This is a genomic window from Paenibacillus sp. FSL R5-0527, assembly GCF_038008055.1.
Taxonomy (GTDB): Bacteria; Bacillota; Bacilli; order Paenibacillales; family Paenibacillaceae; genus Fontibacillus; species Fontibacillus macerans.
The window spans coordinates 2,460,866-2,484,003 of the sequence record NZ_JBBOYI010000001.1 but is presented as its reverse complement, the minus strand read 5'-3'; the positions used below and the strand labels follow the sequence as shown (position 1 = coordinate 2,484,003).

The following is a 23,138-nucleotide window of genomic DNA, read 5'->3' as shown; positions in this document are numbered from 1 at the left end:
AGGAGGCAATGCGATGAACGAATTGGAGTGGAGTTTATTCGGAGCCCTTCCTGCAACTACATCCAAACTTCTGTGCCAGTCCTGCGAATGGCAGATCAATATCCGCTGTCCGGACGCTTTGCACGATTATCCCGTTTGATCCGGCAGCAGGGAGGAAGATAAATTCAGGAGAAGAAAATAGGTTTGGGAGAAGCAGACATGTTCGAGATCGCTAGACAGGTTTGTGAGAAGGAGGTTTGTGAGAAGGAGGTTTATGAGAAGTAAAGCAGACCTGACGGGAGGAACGGGGCAAGATACCTGGATAGATGAAAGGGTCGTGATTAACCCCCCACCCTCTCCCCCCTGAACAAGAGGGATAATCGTGCAAAGAAGCATGCAGGGATACCAAGACACGAACGCTATCATAATTTATTTTGCCAAGCACTAATCTCGGTTTTGAGCCGAAAAGTCTAAAGACTTTCTCAACAGCCCCAATAATAACTGCATCTTTTACAACTATTCTTACGGCATTCCCACTATAATTTTAAAAAAGCGCCGGGCCGCTAAAGATCAGCGTCCGGCACATTGAAAAATTTAAACACTTAAACGTACTGTGGCTAAAGATTAAGCCTCTATCCCGGCCGGTTTGCGCATCGTTAATCCGACCCGGCCTTTTTTGACATCCACATTCAGCACCCATACGGTGACGTTGTCCCCGACCGAGACGACATCCATCGGATGTTTGACGTACCCGTTGCTCATCTGGGAGATGTGCACGAGCCCGTCGTTTTTGATGCCGATATCGACGAAAGCACCGAAATCGATCACATTGCGGACAGTGCCCTGCAATTCCATGCCGGGCGTCAAATCCTCAATTTTCAGCACGTCGGTGCGGAAAATCGGCAGCGGGAGCTCTTCGCGCGGATCCCGACCCGGACGCCGCAGGCTGTCCAAAATATCGCGCAGCGTCGGTACGCCGACGTCCAGCCGGGCGGCCAACTCCTGCGGATCAAGGGCGGACAACCGCTCCGCCAGCTCTTTGGAGCCAAGCTGATCGAGGCTGACCCCGAGCTCCGCGAACAGCCGGTTCACCACCTCGTAAGACTCGGGGTGGATCGGCGTCTGGTCAAGCGGATTTTCGCCTTCATTGATCCGCAAGAAACCGACGCATTGCTCGAATGTTTTAGTCCCGAGCCGCGGCACCTTCTGCAGCTGCTTGCGGCTACGGAAGCGGCCGTTTTCCTCGCGGAACTTCACGATGTTTTTCGCCGTCGTGGCATTGACCCCGGAAACGTAGGACAGCAGCGCCGGCGAGGCCGTGTTGACGTCCACCCCGACATGGTTAACGGCCGATTCCACGACATTTTTGAGGCTTTCGTCGAGCAGCTTCTGGGACACGTCATGCTGATATTGCCCGACGCCGATCGCCTTCGGCTCGATCTTGACCAGCTCGGCGAGCGGGTCCTGCAGCCGCCGCGCGATCGAAGCCGCGCTGCGCTCGGCAACGTCCAGATCGGGAAACTCCTCCTGGGCGAGCTTGGAGGCGGAATACACGCTGGCCCCCGCCTCGTTGACGATCAAATACGCCAGCTTCCGGTCGCGCCGCTCGGCGATCACCTCGGCTACGAACTGCTCCGTTTCGCGGGAAGCGGTGCCGTTGCCGATAACGATCAGCTCCACGCCATATTTGTCGATCAGCTCGTTGAACTTGGCGGCCGCTTCCCGCTTTTTGTTGTTCGGCGGCGTCGGATAAGTCACCGCGACCTCCAGCAGCTTGCCGGTATCGTCCACGACGGCCAGCTTGCAGCCGGTCCGGTATGCCGGGTCGACGCCAAGCACGATCTTGCCGCGAACCGGCGGCTGCAGCAGCAGGCTGCGCAAATTGGCGGCAAAGATGGAGATCGCCTGGCGTTCCGCCTTCTCCGTCAATTCCCCGCGAACCTCCCGCTCGATCGAAGGGGCAATCAGGCGCTTGTACGCATCTTCGATCACCGTCTTCAACACGTCTTCCGTGGCCGAACGGCCTTTGATCACTTTGCCGGCAATATGGCGGAGAATAGGTTCCGTCTCCACCTCGAGCGTCACTTTAAGCACGTTTTCCCGCTCGCCGCGGTTCATGGCCAAAATGCGGTGGGAAGGCATTTTTTTGGCCGGCTCCCGATAGTCGTAATACATCTCGTACACGGATTCCTCGCCAGGCGTTTTGGCTTCGGACACCATCAGACCGCGATCCATCGTGTGCGCGCGAACCCAGGCCCGGACCGCGGCGTCGTCCGCGATGATCTCGGCGATGATATCCATCGCCCCCTGCAGCGCCTCCTCCGGCGTCTCCACGGGGTGCTCCGCTTCGGCGTTCACGTATTTGGCCGCTTCCGCCAGCGGCTCTCCCTGCTTCGGCTGGGACATTAGCCATTCGGCCAGCGGCTCCAGCCCTTTCTCCTTGGCAACGCTGGCCCGCGTCTTGCGTTTTTGCCGGTAAGGGCGATACAGGTCCTCCACTTCCTGCAGCTTCACCGCCCGGGCGATCGCCGCCGCCAGCTCGTCCGTCAGTTTTCCCTGCTCGTCGATGATTCGGACGACTTCCTTTTTCCGTTCCTCCAGATTGCGGAGATACTGCGTGCGTTCCTCGATACTGCGAAGCTGATTCTCATCCAGCTCCCCCGTCATCTCCTTGCGGTAGCGGGCGATAAAGGGGATCGTGTTGCCTTCGTCAAGCAGCCCGATCGTCGTGCGCACCTGCTTCAAGGACAAGCTTAGCTCCTTGGCGATTTGCCCGGCAATCCGTTCCTGTTCCCCTGCATCCATGACTTGCTGTCCGGCGGTTCCGTTCGATTCCGATTGCGACAATGTGGATCCCTCTTTCATAAAAAATAGCGATTGTTTCTATTATAAGTAAAACATCCATCAACGTAAAATTCAAAGCAGACAGACCGCAATTAGCGCTAGTTTTTCCCCGCGATTATATCTCGGTCCATTGACGTGTCATGGAGAAGGAATAGGAGGGGTTGGGGCCCTTTTTTACAGTTAATCCCCCGACCTCTCAAAACGCTGGCAGCGTGCCTATAATGACGAAAAAACACCGGGCCCTAAGGCACCGATGCTCTCTCCCTCTCTTAACACCATACTAAAAGTTCGTGTACAAGTCCGGCGTTGCCGCAAACGTAATAGCTAAGATGACAAATAACAGCAGGATAATTCCGTATAATGCCGTTCCGATAATGCCGCAGACGAGTCCCGCTACGGTTAAACCTTTCCCTTGTTCATTCGTCTTTTTGAGTTCCTTGAAGGCCAACGTGGAAAACACGATAGCGACAATGCCCAAAATAAAGCCGATGTAAGGGATAACGATCGACAGTATGCCAAGCACCAGCGAAGCGATCGATTTGCCGTTCGTTTTGGCTGGCAGCGGCGGCTGGCCTGGCGGGTAATTGCTGTTGAATGATGCGTACGGATAAGATGTGTCAGACGGATGTTGATCCATGTAAAGCGGTCCTCCCTAGATTTTTCCTTATAATTTATTGTACTTGATCTTTGGGAATGACGCCATGAATATTTTCCCGTTTTCTGTTTATGGAAAATCTTTTCAGAAAATTAAGCTCCGATTCAGGTTTGCTTCTAAACCAACACAAAAAACGCCCCGGAAACACTCCGGAGCGTCTGTCCGCGCATCAAACTCGCGCGCACATATCAAAAATCGATCAAACCGAGACTAATCAGCAGCGAATCGTTAACTTTTTTCATCGTCTCTTCGTCCAAATGGGTAATTTTATCGGTAAGTCGTTGTTTGTCGATCGTACGTATCTGTTCCAGCAAAATCACGGAATCCCTGTCAAATCCGTGCGTAGCCGCATCGATCTCCACATGGGTCGGCAGCTTTGCTTTTTGGATTTGTGCCGTAATAGCGGCAACAATGGCCGTAGGGCTAAATCGATTGCCGATATCATTCTGGATGATAAGCACAGGTCTTACCCCGCCCTGCTCTGATCCAACGACAGGAGAGAGGTCTGCAAAAAAAACGTCGCCGCGCTTTACGATCAATGTTTACACCCCGCTTACTAGGCGGTCCAGAGTGATGTCTGCATCTTCCTCCGCATGGAATGCTTCCGAGGCCATGGACAAATTGATTTTAGCCATCTCCATATACCCGCGCTGCATCGATTCGCGAATGAACCGCTTCTTGCGTTCGTTCAGATACAGCTTCATGGCCTGTCTGATCAACTCGCTGCGGTTGGAATTTTCCATCGCAACGATCCCATCCACTTCCTGCAAAAGATGATCCGGCAAACTGATCATGATTCTTTTGGTGTTGTGCATATTGGCCATCCTTAACTTCCACCCCCAAAACCTTGTCGACCCTGATTCCCTGTCATCAGTATAGCATTATTCAAGGGAATTTATACAAAAATATATGCCATTGGTATATCAAGTATGCTGCATTTCATTATAAACAAAAATGACAATGCCGTACATACCTGAACAACTTCCATCTATTTGCTATTTCGATGGACCTGGCACAAAATCCTTCATGCGGGCGAAAAGTTTTGTTGAATTTTGTCTGCGGAAACGAATGTTTACAGCAGCGGATTGATCAACACGTCAGGCTGACCCTTGCGTTTGTATACCCGGGGTACACGGTGAGCAAGCATACACACCACTTCGTAATGAATGGTTCCAAGTGCGGAAGCCAGCTCGCCGGCGCTAATTTCCTCGCCGGACTGCTGACCGATGAGCACAACCTCCTCGCCGGCTTGAATTACTTCGGCTTCATCAGCCAAAGTTTGAAGCGAAACCATACATTGGTCCATGCAAATCGTTCCGACCACAGGGACGCGGCGCCCGCGTATCAGTACTTGCGCCTTGCCGCTCAGCATCCGGGAATATCCGTCCGCGTAACCGACCGGCAGGGTGCCGATCAGCTCCTCCCGCCGGGTTACGTATCTCGCCCCATAGCTGACCGCGGAATGAGGGGGCAGCGTTTTCACCCAAACCAACCGCGTTTTGAGCGACAGCACCGGGGTGAGCTGCACCTCGCCCTTCCGCACTTCATCGGACGGATAAAGACCGTATAAAGCGATGCCGATTCTTGCCATCCGGAGCGACAATTCCGGCAAGTCGATGGAGATCGCGCTATTACCCGTATGTATGATCGGGATCTCAATTTCATGCTCCCGCAGCGCGTTTACCACTCCCTGAAACCGGCTGAACTGTTCCAATGTATAGCTTTTGTCTGCATCGTCCGCCGTGGCGAAATGGGTGAACAACCCCTCCACTTCCACCTGCGGAATCTGCATGGCCTTGCGTACGAAGGCAACCGCCCCATCTCCCGGCAGCAGGCCCAAACGCCCCATCCCGGAGTCGATTTTGACATGGACTTTCAGCTTATGCGGGAATTCCGCCGGATCAAGCGTAGCGATTTCCTCCAGCACCTCGTCGCTGAACACGTTCAGCGTGATGTCGTGCTCCCAAGCGGTACGGACGCCATGCGGGGGCGTATACCCCAATACGAGAATCGGAAGCTTGATCCCGGCGCTCCGGAGTTCAAGCGCCTCATCCAAAAACGCGACGCTGAGATAATCCGCGCCGATCCTTTCCAATTCTTTCGCCACAGGCACGGCACCGTGTCCATAAGCATTAGCTTTTACACAAGCAAGCAATTTCATGTCTGCGGGCAATCTTCTCCGCAGCGCCAAGAAATTCGCTTCAAGCGCGTCCAAATCAATTTCTGCATGGGTAGGTCGATACTTCACTTGCACTTCTAGGTCACCTTCTCTAAAGATTGAAAGTCCAAAAACATCCTGAGCATTACACTAATCGTAATGGTCAGGGGGGCGGCTGTCAATTCTGCAGAAGCACCCATTTTAAGGCAAGTGAAGGCGGCCAAACAAAAGCAGGCGAAAAGACGGGCCCGGCCAAATCGGTCACGATTGCCGGAACAGCCGTAATCCGCCTGTTCATATCATTATTTACCCGTTTGATCCTGCATAGAAGCGGCGACTTTAACCATTTCATGGACAGGCAGGTTTTCGCTTGTGATCCGGAACTCCAAACCGTCCACGGTCCAGGTCAAGGTTTGCAGCCCCTCGCCGGTCAAGAAGCCCCAGGTAAAGCCCATGTCGACCAGTTCGCCGGGCACCAGCGAGGCGGTGCGGTCCGGGGAACGCGTCTCCGACAGCGTAAACTGATATGTACCGTCATAACGCTGAAGCACGGTGATACGCTCGCTGCCTTCCACAACTTTATCGTCCTTGTACTCCACGCCGTCCGGCAAATAGGTGGGAATAATGACGCCGAATGGTTCCGACAGGGCCGGGCTCGACAGCTGCTCCGCACTGGCTCCGCCGGCGGATGCGGTTCCGGTTCCGTCCGCTTGTTCCGAGGCCGGCTTCTCGACGAGCATGCCGTTCTCATCGACCTCCAGCAGCGTCCCTTGGGCGTTCTGTGCCGCCGCGTCGAGGTTGTGCTGCATGTCGAACGATTTGTCGTTGAACTTCGCATCAAAATCAAATTTGTCGAATTTCACTTCGACGACAACTTTGGCTTCGGCATCGGAGACCTGAACTTGTTTCGGCGCATAGTTGTCTTTGGCCAGCCAGATTTTTTGCCGTACGAGCGCATGGGTGTTGTAGTTGGCGGCCACTTCAAAAATATAGCTGTCCTTGTCGGTTTCGAACTGCCTCGAGCCGTCGGTCAAAATGCTGCGGGCCAGCGTCTGATACAGATAAACCTGGCCTTGGTTTTCCGGCCAATCGCTCTGGAAGCGGAAGCTCTTGTTCAGGCTTGGCGTGAGCACGTAAACGCCCTGCTCGTTGCGGAGCACGATTTGCGTAATATCCTTCTGCGCATTCGTCAGCGCGATCCGGTAGAACGACGGGTTCTGATACCACACCTCCACCTTATACTCCTGCGGCTTGTCGCCGGTATAAAGCGTCATCGTACCTGAACCTTGATAACTCTTTAATCCGGCGACCACTTTGTCCAAATCCTTGACGACGCCGTCAGCGTCCTTTTTCCCGCATGCAGCCAGCACAACGCTTAAAGCCAGCACGATGGTCAGCATCCCCAACCATGAGAAACGGCGCATGAGATCATCCCCTCTGCAGTTTGATTTCCTAAACTGATACATGTCTATGAGGGAACTTGGCCGATTATGCAGACTAGCTCCGGCTCGGCCAACGTTGGCCAAGCAGGCGGATGCATTTAACCCCGCCCGAAATTACAAGATGGCGCAAGCCTTACCCCGCCGAACAGGCGAACTCGCTCACGCATCTTACCCCTTTCAGCGTGCAGCTTGCCTGCGGCGGTATTGCTTCCGTAAAAATCGCCGTGATATGGTTAACTCACCAATAGATAAGTCTACTATTTCGATTCCATCGACGACAAAAATTTGTCGCGGAAAAACAAATAAGCCTGGCCGCGGGCATAAGCCGTAGCGGCGTAACGACTCCCGCCCAGTCCGCCTACTTCTCGGCCACATTCATTATCGAGTCCAGGTGATGCACCAGGACGCGGCTGATCTTGTCTGCGCCGAGCCGCTGCGGATCGAGCAGCGCATGGAGCGCGATCCCGTCGATCAGGGCGTACAACCGCTCCGCCTCCAGCTCTTGATCCGCTCCCGCTTTCAGCAGCTCCCGCTCATCCAAATAAGCGATGATCTGCCGCATCATTTGATATATCCCGTCATGCTGCGCGTCAAAGCCGGGCTGCTTGTGCCGGAAATAGGACGTAAACGCCAGCCACACCTCCATTTCCGCCCTGGTTTCCCCGCGGGTCGGCACGATCTCCAGCAATAGTCTCAGCACTTTCTTCTTCGGCGGCAGGTCCAGCTCAGCGATCTCGTTAATCCGGGCCGCCGCCTTCTCCTTCACCAAATTCATGGCATAGCGAAGCAGTTCCTCCTGCGAGGAAAAATCATGGCGCAGCGCGCCGGCCGACAACCCCGCCTCCTTGGCGATATTGCGCACCGACGCCCCTTCCATCCCCTGCTGCAAAATAACCCGCCACGTCGCTTCGGCGATCGTTTGTTTTCTTTGATCATGATCTACTTGTTTTGGCATATCTTCAGTTTACCAGCCCTGGGCCAACAACACAATTTATTAAATACAGTTGTATTAAATAAATAAGAATGCTACAATACTTCAAGACTTTGCAAATTGCAGGAGGGAAAACACGCATGAACACGGTGGCCTGGACAATCGTCGCCTGCGAAATCGCCTTTTGGGTGGTCATTGCCGCAGGATTAATCGTTCGTTATTTATGGAAAAGACCCAAGCTGGGGTTGGCCTTGCTTGCTCTGACTCCGGTCATCGACCTGGTCCTGTTCGTCATTACCGGCGTCGACCTGTACAACGGAGCAACGGCCACGACGGCCCATGCGCTTGCCGCCGTATATATCGGGGTATCGATCGCCTGCGGAAAAAGCATGATAGACTGGGCCGACGCCAAGTTCCGCTACTACGTGGCCAAAGAGGAAGCCGCCAAGCCGGAAAAGCGTTACGGCATGGACCATGCCAAACATGAATTGAAAGGATTTATCCGTCACGTCCTCGCGTTTCTGATCGGAGGTCTGCTGCTCGCCGGGATGATTTATTTCATCAACGATTCCAGCCGGACCGAAGCTTTGCTTGGGGTGCTGCGAGTGTGGGGTGTTGTCCTGTGTGTGGATTTGGTCATTACCGTCACATATTTCATTTGGCCGAAACAACTCAAAAAATAATCAAGGGCCTAAGCCGAAACGCTTTTACTATGCATAAAACCCATCATGCCAACGCACCCTACTGTTGACTTATCGGGAGCTCGAAGGAGGGTAGCAGTATGGAGAAAAAGTCTCAAGGTCCTAGCAAATATGAAGTGCAAAGAGACGAGTTCAACAAAATGCCGGTTCCGAGCAAGGAAAGGGAAGAGTTTGCCGAAGAAATGGCGGAAGATGCCAAAGCGGCTTTCGGCCAAGGCCAACAGCAATCGGAGCGTTAAAATAAGCATTCAACTTCAATCGCGTTATGAAAAGAAAAGCCAACCGCATTGGCACGAAGGCGGTTGGCTTTTCTGCTTGCGATAGATCCCGCTTAGATGTTCTCCAGCGGCGCGGTGTTCCCGTAAACCGGCGTCGGTCCTTGAACCGGAGCGGCCCAATCCACCGCGTTCGAAATCACTTTGAGCACTTCGGGCTGATGATAGATCGGGAACGTTTCATGGCCCGGTCTGAAATAGAAGATCTTTCCCTGCCCCCTGCGGTAGCAGCAGCCGCTGCGGAACACTTCTCCGCCTTCAAACCAGGAGATGAAGACGAGCTCGTCCGGCGCCGGGATTTCAAACCGCTCCCCGTACATTTCTTCATTCGGGATTTCGATGTATTCCCCGAGGCCGCGGGCGATCGGATGACCCGGCTCGATCACCCAAATCCGTTCCTTCTTCCCGTCTTCGCGCCATTTCAGCAATTCCGTGTTCGTTCCCATCAGCTTCCGGAATATTTTCGAAGCGTGTCCCGAATGGAGCACGATCAGCCCCATCCCGCCGAGCACTTTTTGCCGCACCTTTTCCACCACTTCGTCGCTGACTTCATCATGGGCCACATGCCCCCACCAAATCAACACGTCCGTTTGATCCAGCACATCATCGGTCAGTCCATGCTCCGGATCGTCCAGGACGGCCGTCTTCACCTCGTAATCTTCATTGTTCTTCAAATAACCCGCGATCGCCATATGAATGCCTTCGGGATAAATCGCTTTGACCTGATCACTAAGTTTCTCGTGACGAAACTCGTTCCATACCGTTACCTTAATGGTTGACATGCCAAACATCCTCCTGCTGAATAGTGATCCATTTCTCTTCCGTAAACGAAGCGATGATGGAGTCGATCGTTCGTTGGTTCATATAACCGTCTTCCAGCGTGGCGTCAAATCCGTCGCCCTTGCCCTGGACGAGGTTGATAAACGACTGCATCTGACCGGCCTGATAGGAATCCGGGATGTCGACTTTGCGGAAATCTTTGTCTCCGTCTTCGTCAAAGCGGACATAAAGGGCATCCTCTTCCTCCAAATCGTAAATGAGCGCCCCGGCGCTGCCGTAAATCTCTATCCGCTGGTAATTGCCCCGCCCGTAAGCGAACCTAGAGATCGCCATCGTCGCGGAAACGCCGCCGCTGAGCCGGGCCAGCACATGGCAGAAGTCGTCTACGTCGACCTCGCCTTTGCCTTCGCCGTCCAGCAAAGCGCGCTCTTTCACGATCGTGTCCGCGTCGGCGATCGCCCGCTCGACGTTGCCGACCAGGAGGCGCTGCAGATCAAGGATATGCGAGCCCAAATCGCCCAGCGCTCCGGAGCCGGCCAGATCTTTGCGGAATCTCCAGACCAGCGGGATGTGTTCGTCCAGCCCCCAGCCTTGGAGATACTGGCTGTACACATGTTTAATTACGCCCAAACGCCCCTGGCTGAGCAGCGACTTGGCATATCTGACCGCTTTTTTGTAGCGGTAGCTGAAACATACCATGTGGGGCAGCGGTGCGGCAGCGATCGCGTCGCGCAATTCGGCCGCCTCGCGCGTATCAAGGGATACCGGCTTCTCCAGGGCAAACGGCTTGCGCTGCCGGATTGCCTCCCGGGCGATCGCAAAGTGGCTTTGGTTCGGCGTGGCGATCGTCACGGCATCCAGCTCGGGGTCGTCAAGCAGCCGCAAGTAACTTTCATATCTCCGCGCTGCGGGAATATTCAGCTCTTCTCCCCGCTTCGCCAGGGCCTCCTTATTGGCATCGCAAATGGACCATATTTCCGCGTCCGGGCTGGCCAAAATACCGGCGATGTGAGCCCCCGCAATTCCGCCCAAACCGATCACGCCGATTTTCAACTTTCCCATGCTGCCTCACCTCTTCACACAAAATCGCTTTCAATTTCTACTCCAGTATAGGCTGTGATAGAATGAACGGGAATGCCTAACACATACTCTTTTTGTACAAAAACGACTTTTTCATTTTGCCCAAGGGGGATATCCGTATGCTTGCCATCAACATCGAGGTGATGCCCAAAATCAAACTGATGGGGTTCGTTTCTTACCCGAATCCGTGGATTCATTTTAAAAGAACGATCAATGAGCATATTTTGTACTTTATTAAAAGCGGGGAATTGCATATCCGGGAGAACGGGGTTCCATATATATTGAAAAAAGGGGATGTGTTCATCCTTGAACCGGACTTGGAGCACGAGGGGATCGAAAAACACGCCTGCGACTATTATTACATTCATTTTGAGCATCCGGACATGAAGTCCGTCGAGATTCCCGATCTGCTCACGCTGGCCCGGCATTTGATCGTGGAGGAAGGCGCCGAGCAATCGGGGCCGGGCAGCCCGCTTTGTTATTTTCCCAAAGCCTACACCTTGTCCAAAAACAGCCAGCCGCTGTCCTTTCATGCGATGAACGACATGCTGCAGCTGTACAGACGCAAATATTTCAACCGGGGGCTGACCGCGCTGAAGCTGACCGAATGGCTGATCGAGGTGTCCCGGGAGCATTTTATGAACGCGCTGCAGGCGGACCCTAGAAACAACTCCAAATCGTTCATCAAAGTGCATGCCCTGCTCGATTATATCCATCAAAACTATGCCGGCAAAATAACCAGCTCGGACATCGAGCAGGAATTCGACTGCAACTACGACTATATCAACCGGGTCTTCAGCAAGTTCACCGGGCACAGCATCATGCGCTACGTGAACCTGATCCGCATTAACCATGCCAAGGAACTGATCGAGGCGACCCATCTCAGCTTCGGCGAAATCGGGTATTTGACGGGGCTGGACGATCCGTATCATTTCAGCAAGCTGTTCAAAAAATACGCCGGCGTCTCGCCAACGCAGTATTACAAAAGGCACCGGGGCATAACTTAGTCAAACGCAGCCAACTAAATGTTGAACTATTAATTGTACGTGATAGGGCAGCCGTGTGAAATGTTCTTACGATCGCTGTTGTTCGCGGATTTCTGTGATCAATTAAATTCAAATATTGTAGAAATCCGCTCACAAAGGCGACCACTGCCGTTTCTTCAGAATCGTTTCACACTTTTGTCTAACTCCCTCATTTCTTCAGTTCAACTTGTATAGCAACGGAACTACTTAGCCAATTGGGCCGGGCCAGCGCCGTCTTAGCTTTGCGCCACAGCCTCGGCAGCTTCGGCCGCCTTGGCCGTTTTGGCCGGCCTTCCGTCCCCCGAATGGCGGTTGGCCAACAGCAGAAACGGCACGCCGCAGGCGGTCGTCAAGGCAAGGATCGCGAAAATGGGCAGCGCCGCCCCGGCGCCCAGCGAATCCAGCAAAAATCCGCCGAGCAGCGGGGCCAGCGTGTTCCCCAGGTTGTTGAACCCGAAAACGCCGAAATAAGTGCCGCGCAGCTCCGGCTTGGCGATCTGGTCGACCAGCACATCCGTCATCGTAAACATCAGCACTTCCCCGATCGTAAAGATAACGACCCCGAGGATAAACGCCCAAATCGTATGGAACGATCCGAACAGAAGCAAACTGCAAGAAACGAACAAATTGCCGGCGATGATCGGGACGATCGGCGAAAAACGGCTGGCCAACCGGACGAGCGGAAACTGCACGGCCAATACGACGATCGCGTTGAGCGACAGCATATAGCTGAACCACTTGGCCCCGTTTTCGATATCCGGGCTCATTTCCATATACTGCGCCAACGTGGAGTCGAAATGGCCGTAGCCCAGCACGCAAAAGATCATCCCGATCAGCACGTACACAAACGTCCGATCCCGGCCGGTCACCTGCAGGGCCCCTTTTAATGTCAGGCGCTCGCCGGCGCCCCGTTCGGCGGTACCGATATTTTTATGGGCCATGAACTGGATCAGCAGCACGATGCCGTACAGGAAATAGACGAGGCCGGCAAAATAAAAAGCGATGCCCGATTCCGAAGCGCCGAGCTGCATGCCGAGAATCGGCCCGATGACCACGCCCAGATTGATCGCCGCGTAACGAAGATTAAATACGAGTATCTTGCTCTCCTGCGTCGTAATGTCGGCCAGCAGCGCCCGCGAGGTCGGCTCGAACATCGCCCGGCACAGCCCGTTGAGCGCGTTCATGACGAAAAATACCCATACCTTGTCCGCCAAAGCAAAGCCGACGAACACGAGCGCCCAGCCGAAAATGGATATATACAGCACTCTTTTTCGTCCGATGACGTCCGAGATGTATCCTCCGTAAAAGCTGGCGAACACGCCGATCAGCGAACTGACGGCGACGACGATCCCGGTTTCCGAGGCGGTCGCGCCCATCGATTTGATCAAATAAATGGATAAGAACGGAATGCTCATGGATGTGGCCATCCGGCCAAAGATTGTGCCAACAATAATAGTCCAGGATAAAGGATGAATGTTTTTGAGATGCGTATTCATGGAGTTCGCCTTTCTTTGTTCACATTTATGCGAAAACTATTTACCTATTAAACCCCGGCTGTAAAATATTTGTCAAGACAAAAGACGAGGTTTGTCATTTCCTATCTCCGCCGATTTGCAGTAAGATTAGTAAATATCCATTTACGACCAACATCCTTTTCAGGGGGCCTTTAGCGTTATGAAATCCAACAACCACACCACTTTGCAAAAAAAATTGCTGCCGCGCCATATCAGTTTTATGGCGATGGGCGGCGTGATCGGCACCGGCATTTTCAAAGGCAGCGCGGAAACGGTAAGCCTGGCCGGTCCAGGCGTCATTTTTTCCTACGTTTTCGCCGGCTTGCTGCTGCTTGTCGTGATGGGGGCGATCGCCGAAATGGCCACCGTTTATCCGGGCCGGAATATGAAAGACTTCATTCGCCAAGCGTTCGGGGAACGGGTATCTTTTATCATCGGCTGGCTGTATTGCTTTATGTGGCTGGCCGTCTGCGTCATCGAGGTCATCGCCGCCGGCAGCTTCCTGCAGTTTTGGCTCCCGGGCGTGCCGCTCTGGGTTTTGAGCCTGGCCAGCGCGGCCTTCATCCTGGCCGTCAACACGATGAGCGTCGGCGGATACGGGGAATTCGAATTTTGGCTCGCCGGCATCAAAATCGCCATGATCGTGGTGTTCATCGTGCTGGGCGCGGCCATCCTGTTCGGCTGGATTCCCGGGGCCGGGGCGCCGTTCCCGTACAACTACACCGCTTACGGCGGCTTTTTCCCTCACGGCTGGACCGCGATTTTCTCGGCCCTGCTGGTCGTCATGTTCTCTTACGGCGGCTCCGAGCTGATCGGGCTGACGTTATCGGAAGCGCAAGATGCCGAAAAGGTGCTGCCCCGGGTCGTCAAAAGCTTTATTTTGCGCGTCGTCCTGTTTTATACGCTGCCGATTCTCATCATCTGCGGGCTGGTTCCGTGGAACAGCCTGAACGAACAGACCAGCCCGTTCGTCCAGGTGCTGGCGTCCGCCGGTTTGCAGGGCTCGGCGCACCTGATGAATTTCATCCTGATTACGGCCGTTTTGTCGGCCGCCAATTCCGGCATTTACGGCGCTACCCGCATGCTCCACTCCATGGCGGCGGGCGGCGAAGCTCCGTCTTTTCTCGCCCGAATTTCGGCCAAAGGGGTTCCGGTCAACAGCCTGAAGCTCTGCGGCAGCGTGCTGATCCTCGGTTCGCTGGTCGCCTATTTGAATCAAGCCGGCTTATTTCGCCTGCTGATGGCCGTGCCGGGTTTCGTCGTGGTGCTCGTTTGGATTACGATCTGCTTGTCCCAGCTTAAGCTGCGCAAATCCTATCCGGGAACGCCGGGCTTTAAAGTCTGGGGGTATCCGTATATTACGATCTTAACGATTATCTGCTTATCGGTCATCGCCTTGATGTTTTTGTTTGATGCGCAAAACCGGATCAGCATATCGGTCTGTCTCGCCGTGCTGATCCTGCTGATCGTCTGGTCGGCGGTGCGGTTTCGCTCCGGCGCCGGCGGCGGCCGCTAGAAAACGCCGTTAACCTGCGAACCTAAGCGAAAGGCAGTTTGCCCCTGTTCCTCCGTCCATGCCCGGCATGTTACAATAACGGCAGAAGTCTAAACCGGGTTTGGGGGAATTATGGAACTTCAGGTACTAACCGAACTTGTTCTGCAGAAACCGATGCTGCGTTACCGGCTGATCCGCCGGATTCAAGGCGCTTACCGATACGATACCGCCTATTGGCGTTTTGCCGCAGCCGGTCCATGGGGCGCGGGTATGTTCGCTTTTATGCTGCTGGCTTTGGGCATGCCTACAGGCCTCGGGTCCGCCTTCGACATGCTGTTGTTCGTATTGACGGGGACGATGGGAATGTTCGCCGCCGCGCACGCGGCCGCGGCCCTGCTGGCGCTGATCGGAATACCGGTCCCCCGCCTGTTTGCGGGAACCGTGTTGTATGATCTGATCGTCATTTTTTTCATTTTCTATTATAATGATGTGCCTCTTGCCGCTGCGGCGGTAATATCCGGCGCGGCGACGCTGGCCGGAGCCATCGCCGGCTTGATTACCGCATGGATCGTCCGCCTGCGTGTCCCGCTTCGCGCCAAAACCGGCCTGCTTGCGGCGTTTGCGCTGTTTGGGCTCACCGCCGCCGTCTGGCCGGAGGTTTCGCCGCAAACCGATCTCATGCCGGTTTCCCTTTCCGCTTCCGGCGCTTTCGAACCGGCCGATAATCCGGCCAATCCGGGATCTTATCGAGTTTCTACATTATATTATGGGAGCGGTCAAGACCGCTGGCAGCTGGAATTCGGGAAAGAGACGGATCTGCGGTCCGCATCCGTTGACGCCTCCGCTTACATTAAAAACTGGCCGAGGCTGCGCACCTGGTTTTGGGGTTATGACCAGCGCGCGCTGCCCGTCAACGGCCGGGTATGGATGCCGGATGCGGGCAAAGGAAATTCAGAGTACGCCGGGCCCTATCCGCTCGTTCTGATCGTTCACGGCAACCATTTGATGGAGGACTTTTCCGACGGGGGATACGCTTATTTGGGCGAGCTTTTGGCCAGCCGGGGATATGTGGCCGTTTCGGTGGACGAAAACTTTTTGAACTATTCGGCATGGTCGGGGATTCCCGACAATGACATGAAGGTGCGCGCCTGGATGCTGCTGAAGCATTTGCAGCAAATCGGAGAGTTTGCCGGCGAGCCGGATAATCCGCTTTACCGGAAAATCGACTTCGGGCAAATCGCCCTGATCGGCCATTCGCGCGGAGGGCAAGCGGCCGCCATGGCCGCCGATTACCGGAATTGGTTCGGTTCCGACGCGTCGCTGCAAAGCCTGGACTCGTTCCGGATTCAAGCAGCGGTTGCCATTGCCCCCACCGACAAAAAGGTGGACAACAAATACACCAGGCTGCGGGACGTCAGCTACTTGACGCTGCAGGGCGCTCGGGACGGCGATGTCAACGATTTCGACGGCGACCGCCAGTATATGAGGACCACGTTTTCCCGCGGGTCGGATAAATTCAAAGCTTCGCTCTATATCGCCGACGCCAACCACAGCCAGTTTAACAGCAGCTGGGGCGCAAGCGATGTCAGTTATCCGAAAGGCATCCTGCTTAGCCGAAGCGGCATGCTGGCTCCCGACGAGCAGCGGGAAATCGCCAAGGTGTACATTTCCGCATTTTTGGAGGAAACGCTGCAGCGGCAGGAGCAGGAACAACAGGAGCAAGAGTCATACCTTGCCCTGTTCCAGGACTATCGCGCCGGAATGTCGTGGCTGCCGGATACGGACTATTATAACCGGTTTGAGAGCGGATCATTTATCCCATGGGCCCGCTTTGACGAGGACACAAACAGGGCATCGATTCCCGGCGGCGGAAAAGCGGAGGCCAGCGGTCTCATCTGGACGGAGCAAAACGCCAAAAACCGGCACAACGTCAGCAAACCGACCCGCGGCATCGTGCTGGAGCGCAGCGAAAGCGCGGCAAGGAGCGGCGCCGGCTCCGTTTACGCTCTGCAATGGGAGCAAGGCGCCCCCGTCCCCGCGGCGGGCGGGTCCGCTCCCGAATGGTTGTCCTTTTCGTTGGCGGACTTAAACCATAAACTTGAACCAAACGATTCGGGGGCTGCCGATGCGGCCGCTTCTCCGGAGATCAGCGTAGAGCTGACCGACGGCCATGGCACAACCGCCGTCCTGCCATTATCCGCATTTATGGACAGGGCTCCGCTTCCGGAGACCACTTTCACGATTCATCCGTGGCTGGAACGGAACCTGTCGGAAGGCAAATACAAGCATCCGACCGAAGCGGTATTCCAAACCTGCCGCCTGCCGTTAGCGGCCTTCGCCGCGGCGAAACCGGGCTTTGACCCGTCGGCGGGAATTGCCCGCCTGGCCTTCCGCTTGAATGGCGGCCCGGCCAAAATCATGCTGGACAACATCGGGGTATATTAAAAACGCTTATTCCCTTCGGCCAACCTTCAGGCCGGATCCGGGAATAAGCGTTTTTTTACAATAAAGCGCGTATTATTCAGGTTTAGGTACGAGCTGGTAGATGTCCCCGCTTTCCATGGCGTCGATCAGGCGGTCCAGCCACTCGTAATATTTTACCGCTTCCCTCATTTTGCGAGCATCTTCCTCCAGCACCTTGCGAAGCGGTCCTTCCGGCTCGCTCGCCAGGCAGCGGTTCAATTCTTCCAGGGAACGGCGCAGCACCAGAATGTTGCCTTCCACGGCTTTTCTCCATTTGATGGCGAAAAAATCCGTAAACGTCTGATACCAATCGTATTCGACTTCATATAGGTCCTTGCGCGAGCCTTTCTCCCATACTTTATTCACCATTTTGAGATCAAGCAGCGTTCGCACGCCCGTGCTCATGCTGGTCTTGCTCATACTCATTTCGACGCCCATCTCATCCAGGGTCATCGGCTTATCCGCAAAAAAAAGCAGCCCGTACAAATGGCCCGTAGAGAGAGAAATGCCATATAAGTCCATATTTCTGCCAATCGCTTCTATAACACGCTTGCGTACCTTCATTAATGACGCATGCTGTTCCTCCGTGAGCTGGTCCAAGCTCATGCTTGCAACCTCCTATTCATTGCGAACCATGATTCTATGGTGTTGGCGCCATTTTAACACTGCGTAGTCTAACGCTTATTCTATCTTAAGAAAAGCCTGCCTAAAAGTAAAGCAGCGACTTCGGCAGGATATGGGAGCATACGGGAGTTATCTGTAGATTCGTTACGTTCAGTTTTTTCTGTACGTTCCTTACGTACGGATTTAAGCTTTGATATTAGTTCGTTGTACCTGTTACACTGTTATACATAGGTTGATGCGATGCTGCCGCTTCGCCGAGCTTTTTGCTGCAGCGAAGTCAGGCATCGGAGGGCAAAGTTGCTAAGAAGAGGAGTGAATATATGAGTAAGGAAATATTGCGTGTCCATGAAGTAAGCAAATTGTTTGGCCCTCACGCGGAGCAGGGCATACCTTTGCTGAAGCAAGGTTATACGAAAGAACGCCTGCTTAAAGAGAAGGGCATTACGATTGGCGTCGGCCAGGTAAGCCTGGATATCCGCGAAGGGGAAATTTTCGTCATCATGGGCCTGTCCGGCAGCGGCAAATCGACGCTTGTCCGGATGCTGAACCGGCTCATCGAACCTACGGCAGGCAAAATCCTGCTGCACGGGCAGGACCTGCTGAAAATGAACAAATCGCAGCTTCGCGAAGTGCGGAGAAAATCGATCGGCATGGTGTTCCAGAAATTCGCCTTATTCCCGCACCGCACGGTGCTGCAAAACGTGGAATACGGGCTTGAAGTTCAAAAAGTAAACAAACGCGAACGTAAAGAAAAAGCGCTGCGGGCGCTGGAGCTCGTCGGGCTGAAGGGCTGGGAAAATCAATATCCCGAGCAGCTTAGCGGCGGGATGCAGCAGCGGGTCGGTCTGGCCAGAGCGCTGGCCAACGACCCGGAAATATTGCTGATGGACGAGGCGTTCAGCGCGCTGGATCCGCTGATTCGCCGCGACATGCAGGACGAACTGCTTGAACTGCAGGAAAAAATGAAGAAAACGATCGTCTTTATTACGCATGATCTTGACGAAGCGCTGCGCATCGGCGACCGGATTGCGCTCATGAAGGACGGCGCGCTGGTGCAGATCGGAACGCCGGAGGAAATGCTGACGAACCCGGCCGACCGCTACGTCGAGCGGTTCATCGAAGACGTCGATCTGTCTAAAGTGCTGACCGCCGCGCGCGTGATGCGGCGTCCGGAGACGATCTACCCGGACCGCGGGCCGCGGGTGGCCCTGGAGCTGATGCGCGAACGGGGAATCTCCAACCTGTTTGTCATCGACCGCAGCAAGCGCCTGCTCGGCGTCATTACCGCCGAGGACGCCTCGTCCGCGGCGAAAACCGGAGCTTCGCTCAGCGACATCCTGATTCAGGACGGTCCGCGGGTTATGCCGGATACCGTGCTGAGCGATTTGTTCGAGGTCACTAGCTCGTCCAAAGTGCCGCTGGCGGTCGTGGACGAACAGGAACGCCTGCTTGGCGTTATCGTGCGGGGAGCCGTGCTCGGCGCGCTTGCCGGAGAAACTCATCATGAGACGAAGGAGGTGACCGGTCATGAACTCGATTCCGAAGTTGCCGCTAGCCGACTGGATTGAGTCGATCGTCGATTGGATGAGCACGTATTTGGGAGGATTTTTCGACGGCTTGTCCCTGGTGATCGAATCGATCGTGAATTTCTTTGCCGGTTTGTTTTTGCTGCCTCACCCGCTTCTGTTTATCGCCATCATCGGCATTCTCGCTTATTTGGTCGGCAAATGGAAGCTTGCCTTGTTTACGGTGATCGGTTTTCTGCTGATCGATAACCTCGGTTATTGGCAAGAAACGATGAACACGCTTGGCCTTGTCATCACGTCGGGGCTGATTTCGATCCTGCTGGGGATTCCGATCGGGATTTGGAGCGCCTACAGCAAAGTTACCCACCGGATCATCGCACCGCTGCTTGATTTCATGCAGACGATGCCGGCGTTCGTGTATTTGCTGCCGGCCGTTACCTTTTTCAGTCTGGGGGTCGTTCCCGGCGTCATCGCCTCGGTCATTTTTGCGATCCCGCCGACGATTCGGCTAACCTATCTGGGCATCAAGCAGGTATCCGGCGAATTAACCGAAGCGGCCAACGCTTTCGGCTCCACGTCCTGGCAGAAGTTGTTTAAGGTCGAGCTGCCTTTGGCGATGCCGACGCTGATGGCCGGGGTGAACCAAACGATCATGCTGTCGCTGTCCATGGTCGTCATCGCGTCCATGATCGGCGCGCAGGGAATCGGGGCCACCGTTTACCGGGCCGTGACCCAGCTTAAAATCGGTCAAGGCTTCGAGGCCGGTCTGGCCGTCGTCGTACTCGCGATCGTGCTGGACCGCTTTACGCAAAATTTGTTGAAATCCAAAAAAAGGGGAGATTAAGATGAAAAAAACGAGGAACCTGATGATGCTGGTAGGATTGGCCGGAACGCTGCTGCTGTCCGCCTGCGGTCAAACGGGCGGCACCGGTGCCGGAAGCAATGCCGGCGGAAACGCGGCGGCCGGCTCCATCGGCAAACAAGTGAACTACGAAATCATCGGTATCGATCCCGGCGCGGGCATCATGAAAGCGACGGCCAGCGCAATCGAACAATACGGACTTAGCGATTGGAAGCTGATCGAAGGCTCCGGCGCGGCGATGACCGCGATGCTGGACAAAGCGGTTAAAGCCGAAAAACCGATTATCATTACGGGCTGGACGCCCCACTGGATGTTTGCCAAATACGATCTGAAATATTTGGATGATCCGAAAAAAGTGTACGGGGAAGCCGAAGAAATCCACACCCTGGCGCGCAAAGGCCTGAAAGAGGATCAGCCGACCGCCTATGAATTCCTGGACCGTTTCGAATGGACTTCGGACGAAATGGGCGACATGATGACGGCGATCCAGGACGGCCAGGACCCGGCCGCAGCGGCCAAAGCTTGGGCCGACAGCCACGAGGACCGCGTGAACAGTTGGACCCAGGGCTTGACGCCGGTGAACGGCGATAAGCTCAAATTGAGTTACGTCGCTTGGGATTCGGAAATCGCCAGCACGAATTTGCTGAAATACATCCTTGAGAACAAGCTTGGCTATAAGGTAGAAGCGCTGCAGGTCGAAGCGGGACCGATGTGGACCGGGGTTGCCGGGGGCGACGTGGATGCGACCGCGGCCGCTTGGCTGCCGCTGACCCACGCGGACTACTGGGATAAGTACGGCGATCAGTTGGAAGACCTTGGCCCGAACATGACGGGTGTAAAAACGGGGCTTGTCGTTCCAAGCTACGTCGATATCAATTCGATTGAAGATCTGAAATAAACATGATCCTTAAAAGAAGAAGCCGCCCCTATTCGGGACGGCTTCTTCATATATATCAATTAAGAAGAGGGAGTATATAAAATATAGCATTCCTTGCTTAAAGGAACCTTACGGAAAGCTGAAAATTACCTTAAATTACGTGTTCAAAAAGTCGGCTTTTCAGCACCAAGAAGGTTGGATGAAGCTAAAGACTGAGGAGCGGAGCGTACGTTTTGGGTACGTGAGCACCGGAAGGCCCGGCTGAATTCAAGATTCGATGTCGAATCCGCTTCTTGACCTGCTTCGTGATCAAAAGATGACTTTTTGAACTTCCTCTTAAATTATAAATAGCCAATTCCAAAGCTAATCGATTGGTTTATAGATGCCGATAAAACCGGGTAGGAGGTGAGAAGATGGATATCGCAGCAGCGTCAACCGCTATGAGCCAAGCCAAACTGTCCCAAGCCGTCGGCATCCAAGTGCTGAGCATGGCCAAAAACCAGGCCGAAATCCAAGGCCAGAACCTGGTGAAAATGTTGGAGCAAAGCCAACTGGATCCCAACCTGGGCAAACATTTGGATATTAGAGTATAGAATCGTAACCGCAAAAAACCGTCCGATGATGAAGTCGGACGGTTTTTAAATCATTGCCGCAAATTTTCCGCTTAGGACATAACGCCGTTCGCCGGGATTTGCTGCCACGAATAAAATTTGCCTTTTTTGTTGATTTTGCCGACCAGCGTGGGAGCTCCTTTTTTGGTAAACGTATATTCGTTAGCTTTGATCGTTACCGAGTAGCCTTTCAGATTGATCGAAAAGATGGATTGAACCGCCGGTTTGGCCACGGACAGGGCTTTAGCCTTGCTCAGCTTCGGTTTGGCAAACGATTTGGCAAAATCCTTCTCGTCGGTCCAATCCTCTCCCGTGATATTCAGAACTTCCCAAACTTTGCCGGTCTTCGCCCCGATCAGAACATGGTTAAAATCGTTGTCGTCCTGATAATTCCATATGAACTTCTTATCCCCTTCCTTCTCGCGAGTGACGAAGTTGAAAGGTTTGGTGGAGCTGATCCCCAGCGCTTTCAGGGCGCGGGAAGCTTTGTTGTTCAACTGCGCATTGGCGCTCTTCAAAGAGTAGGAAATACTTGCTTTAATGGCATTGTTATTGTCCAAGTCGATGTACAGGTTTTGGGCATTGCCGAAAAATACCCAGTAATTGCGCAGCTGTTTATCCTCTTGGTACGGGGAGTAGGACCGCCAGAGCGCTTCGGGTTTGAATTTTTTGTCGGTGTCAAAAGTTTTCAGAAAGGACGTTACACGAGAACTCAAAGTTTTGTCCATCACTTTATCCATATCGTCGGCCTTATAAATAATCGACGTGGACTCCACCCGGTTTTTCTCGGGGTTGTAGAGTTGGCTGAAGCTCGCTTCGGTCTTCCCGCTCAGCGTCCCCTCAAAGACCCAAAGATTTTCGTCTACGCTGGTAAACGTAATTTTCGAATTCGGAGCCAGCTTGTTCAGCGCATCCGTAAGTTTATCCGAGACGGCCTGATCGATGTTCGGCGCGGTTTGCCCGTTTTGCTCCATCGATTGGGACAACTGTTCCTCGGCGTGGATCGGGACCGCGGTAAACATAAGCGACAGTGCTGCGGCGGTTGCTGCGATTGATCTCCATTTCTTCATACTCCTTAAATTCCCTCCTGTGCTAAATGTGAGTCATCCATTTATATAACGTATGAAGTGAGGAGAATGTTGCCAATTCGCTAAAAAAGCCTTTTATTAATCTGCTAATGGTAATGACTAGGACAGCATTTTCCGGCTGTACGTATACTATCTAAAGATTAAGAAGATCCGAGGTTAGCTAGTTTGATATAACTCTTAAGGCTCAACCTAATAATCAGCGCTTGAC

The 23,138-nt window shown here is 54.0% G+C and carries 22 protein-coding genes; 10 read left to right on the top strand and 12 right to left on the bottom strand.

Features of this window, described 5'->3' with window-relative positions:
* The first annotated feature begins 13 nt into the window (after positions 1–13).
* On the top strand, positions 14–139 hold the full coding sequence (locus tag NYE69_RS10885; protein WP_340926169.1) for a hypothetical protein: 126 nt from the start codon (positions 14–16) through the stop codon (positions 137–139).
* A 464-nt stretch (positions 140–603) separates the two neighbouring features.
* On the opposite strand, the gene NYE69_RS10880 is transcribed toward NYE69_RS10885, so the two are convergent.
* The 7 genes from NYE69_RS10880 to NYE69_RS10850 form a co-directional block, all read right to left on the bottom strand.
* Positions 604–2,784 carry a Tex family protein gene (locus tag NYE69_RS10880; RefSeq protein ID WP_270619696.1) on the bottom strand — a complete coding sequence of 727 codons (2,181 nt, stop codon included), beginning with the start codon at positions 2,782–2,784 and terminating at the stop codon, positions 604–606.
* 319 nt (positions 2,785–3,103) lie between these two features.
* Entirely contained in the window at positions 3,104–3,460 is a 357-nt protein-coding gene (locus NYE69_RS10875) for a DUF4190 domain-containing protein (protein ID WP_270619684.1), read from the bottom strand.
* Positions 3,461–3,666: 206 nt separating this feature from the next.
* Positions 3,667–4,017: a type II toxin-antitoxin system PemK/MazF family toxin gene (locus NYE69_RS10870; protein WP_009226461.1), complete on the bottom strand. Its 351-nt coding sequence runs from the start codon at positions 4,015–4,017 to the stop codon at positions 3,667–3,669.
* Between the two features lie 3 nt (positions 4,018–4,020).
* Positions 4,021–4,302 carry a CopG family ribbon-helix-helix protein gene (locus NYE69_RS10865; RefSeq protein ID WP_018750966.1) on the bottom strand — a complete coding sequence of 94 codons (282 nt, stop codon included), beginning with the start codon at positions 4,300–4,302 and terminating at the stop codon, positions 4,021–4,023.
* A 248-nt stretch (positions 4,303–4,550) separates the two neighbouring features.
* On the bottom strand, positions 4,551–5,732 hold the full coding sequence (gene alr / locus NYE69_RS10860; protein WP_340926166.1) for an alanine racemase: 1,182 nt from the start codon (positions 5,730–5,732) through the stop codon (positions 4,551–4,553).
* Positions 5,733–5,938: 206 nt separating this feature from the next.
* Entirely contained in the window at positions 5,939–7,060 is a 1,122-nt protein-coding gene (locus NYE69_RS10855) for an outer membrane lipoprotein-sorting protein (RefSeq protein WP_340926165.1), read from the bottom strand.
* A 376-nt stretch (positions 7,061–7,436) separates the two neighbouring features.
* Positions 7,437–8,033, bottom strand: a complete 597-nt coding sequence (locus NYE69_RS10850) for a TetR/AcrR family transcriptional regulator (protein WP_340926164.1) — start codon at positions 8,031–8,033, stop codon at positions 7,437–7,439.
* 116 nt (positions 8,034–8,149) lie between these two features.
* Between NYE69_RS10850 and NYE69_RS10845 the strand changes: the two genes are divergently transcribed.
* Both NYE69_RS10845 and NYE69_RS10840 read left to right on the top strand, forming a co-directional pair.
* Complete coding sequence (locus NYE69_RS10845; RefSeq protein WP_340926163.1) at positions 8,150–8,692, top strand: hypothetical protein; 543 nt, start codon at positions 8,150–8,152, stop codon at positions 8,690–8,692.
* A 98-nt stretch (positions 8,693–8,790) separates the two neighbouring features.
* Positions 8,791–8,949 (top strand): hypothetical protein, encoded by a 159-nt coding sequence (locus NYE69_RS10840; protein ID WP_340926162.1) that lies wholly within the window; start codon positions 8,791–8,793, stop codon positions 8,947–8,949.
* Between the two features lie 92 nt (positions 8,950–9,041).
* Here the strand turns inward: NYE69_RS10840 and NYE69_RS10835 are convergent, their stop codons facing one another.
* On the bottom strand, positions 9,042–9,767 hold the full coding sequence (locus NYE69_RS10835) for a ThuA domain-containing protein (RefSeq protein ID WP_036625205.1): 726 nt from the start codon (positions 9,765–9,767) through the stop codon (positions 9,042–9,044).
* Positions 9,754–10,827 carry a Gfo/Idh/MocA family protein gene (locus tag NYE69_RS10830; protein WP_340926161.1) on the bottom strand — a complete coding sequence of 358 codons (1,074 nt, stop codon included), beginning with the start codon at positions 10,825–10,827 and terminating at the stop codon, positions 9,754–9,756. The genes NYE69_RS10835 and NYE69_RS10830 overlap by 14 nt, the downstream gene beginning before the upstream one ends.
* A 137-nt stretch (positions 10,828–10,964) precedes the next feature.
* Here NYE69_RS10830 and NYE69_RS10825 point away from each other — a divergent pair, with 137 nt between their 5' ends.
* A complete protein-coding gene (locus tag NYE69_RS10825; protein WP_340926160.1) occupies positions 10,965–11,852 on the top strand; it encodes an AraC family transcriptional regulator in 888 nt (295 codons plus the stop codon).
* 254 nt (positions 11,853–12,106) lie between these two features.
* On the opposite strand, the gene NYE69_RS10820 is transcribed toward NYE69_RS10825, so the two are convergent.
* Positions 12,107–13,366, bottom strand: coding sequence for an MDR family MFS transporter (locus NYE69_RS10820; RefSeq protein ID WP_340926159.1), 1,260 nt, complete (start codon positions 13,364–13,366; stop codon positions 12,107–12,109).
* 178 nt (positions 13,367–13,544) lie between these two features.
* Between NYE69_RS10820 and NYE69_RS10815 the strand changes: the two genes are divergently transcribed.
* Complete coding sequence (locus NYE69_RS10815; RefSeq protein WP_340926157.1) at positions 13,545–14,900, top strand: amino acid permease; 1,356 nt, start codon at positions 13,545–13,547, stop codon at positions 14,898–14,900.
* Between the two features lie 111 nt (positions 14,901–15,011).
* Positions 15,012–17,324 carry an alpha/beta hydrolase family protein gene (locus NYE69_RS10810; RefSeq protein ID WP_340926156.1) on the top strand — a complete coding sequence of 771 codons (2,313 nt, stop codon included), beginning with the start codon at positions 15,012–15,014 and terminating at the stop codon, positions 17,322–17,324.
* Positions 17,325–17,396: 72 nt separating this feature from the next.
* Here the strand turns inward: NYE69_RS10810 and NYE69_RS10805 are convergent, their stop codons facing one another.
* On the bottom strand, positions 17,397–17,948 hold the full coding sequence (locus tag NYE69_RS10805) for a GbsR/MarR family transcriptional regulator (RefSeq protein ID WP_328273599.1): 552 nt from the start codon (positions 17,946–17,948) through the stop codon (positions 17,397–17,399).
* Positions 17,949–18,286: 338 nt separating this feature from the next.
* On the opposite strand from NYE69_RS10805, the gene NYE69_RS10800 reads away from it, so the two are divergent.
* The 4 genes from NYE69_RS10800 to NYE69_RS10785 all read left to right on the top strand — a co-directional run bounded on the left by NYE69_RS10800 (position 18,287) and on the right by NYE69_RS10785 (position 21,824).
* The gene (locus NYE69_RS10800) at positions 18,287–19,534 is read left to right on the top strand and encodes a quaternary amine ABC transporter ATP-binding protein (RefSeq protein ID WP_340926154.1); all 1,248 of its coding nucleotides are present in this window, start codon (positions 18,287–18,289) and stop codon (positions 19,532–19,534) included.
* The gene (locus tag NYE69_RS10795; RefSeq protein WP_328271825.1) at positions 19,494–20,336 is read left to right on the top strand and encodes an ABC transporter permease; all 843 of its coding nucleotides are present in this window, start codon (positions 19,494–19,496) and stop codon (positions 20,334–20,336) included. The genes NYE69_RS10800 and NYE69_RS10795 overlap by 41 nt, the downstream gene beginning before the upstream one ends.
* 1 nt (position 20,337) lies before the next feature.
* Positions 20,338–21,252 carry a glycine betaine ABC transporter substrate-binding protein gene (locus NYE69_RS10790; protein WP_328271826.1) on the top strand — a complete coding sequence of 305 codons (915 nt, stop codon included), beginning with the start codon at positions 20,338–20,340 and terminating at the stop codon, positions 21,250–21,252.
* A 392-nt stretch (positions 21,253–21,644) separates the two neighbouring features.
* A complete protein-coding gene (locus tag NYE69_RS10785) occupies positions 21,645–21,824 on the top strand; it encodes a YjfB family protein (RefSeq protein WP_036625221.1) in 180 nt (59 codons plus the stop codon).
* A gap of 71 nt (positions 21,825–21,895) precedes the next feature.
* On the opposite strand, the gene NYE69_RS10780 is transcribed toward NYE69_RS10785, so the two are convergent.
* Positions 21,896–22,912: a hypothetical protein gene (locus NYE69_RS10780; RefSeq protein ID WP_328271827.1), complete on the bottom strand. Its 1,017-nt coding sequence runs from the start codon at positions 22,910–22,912 to the stop codon at positions 21,896–21,898.
* Between the last annotated feature and the right edge of the window lie 226 nt (positions 22,913–23,138).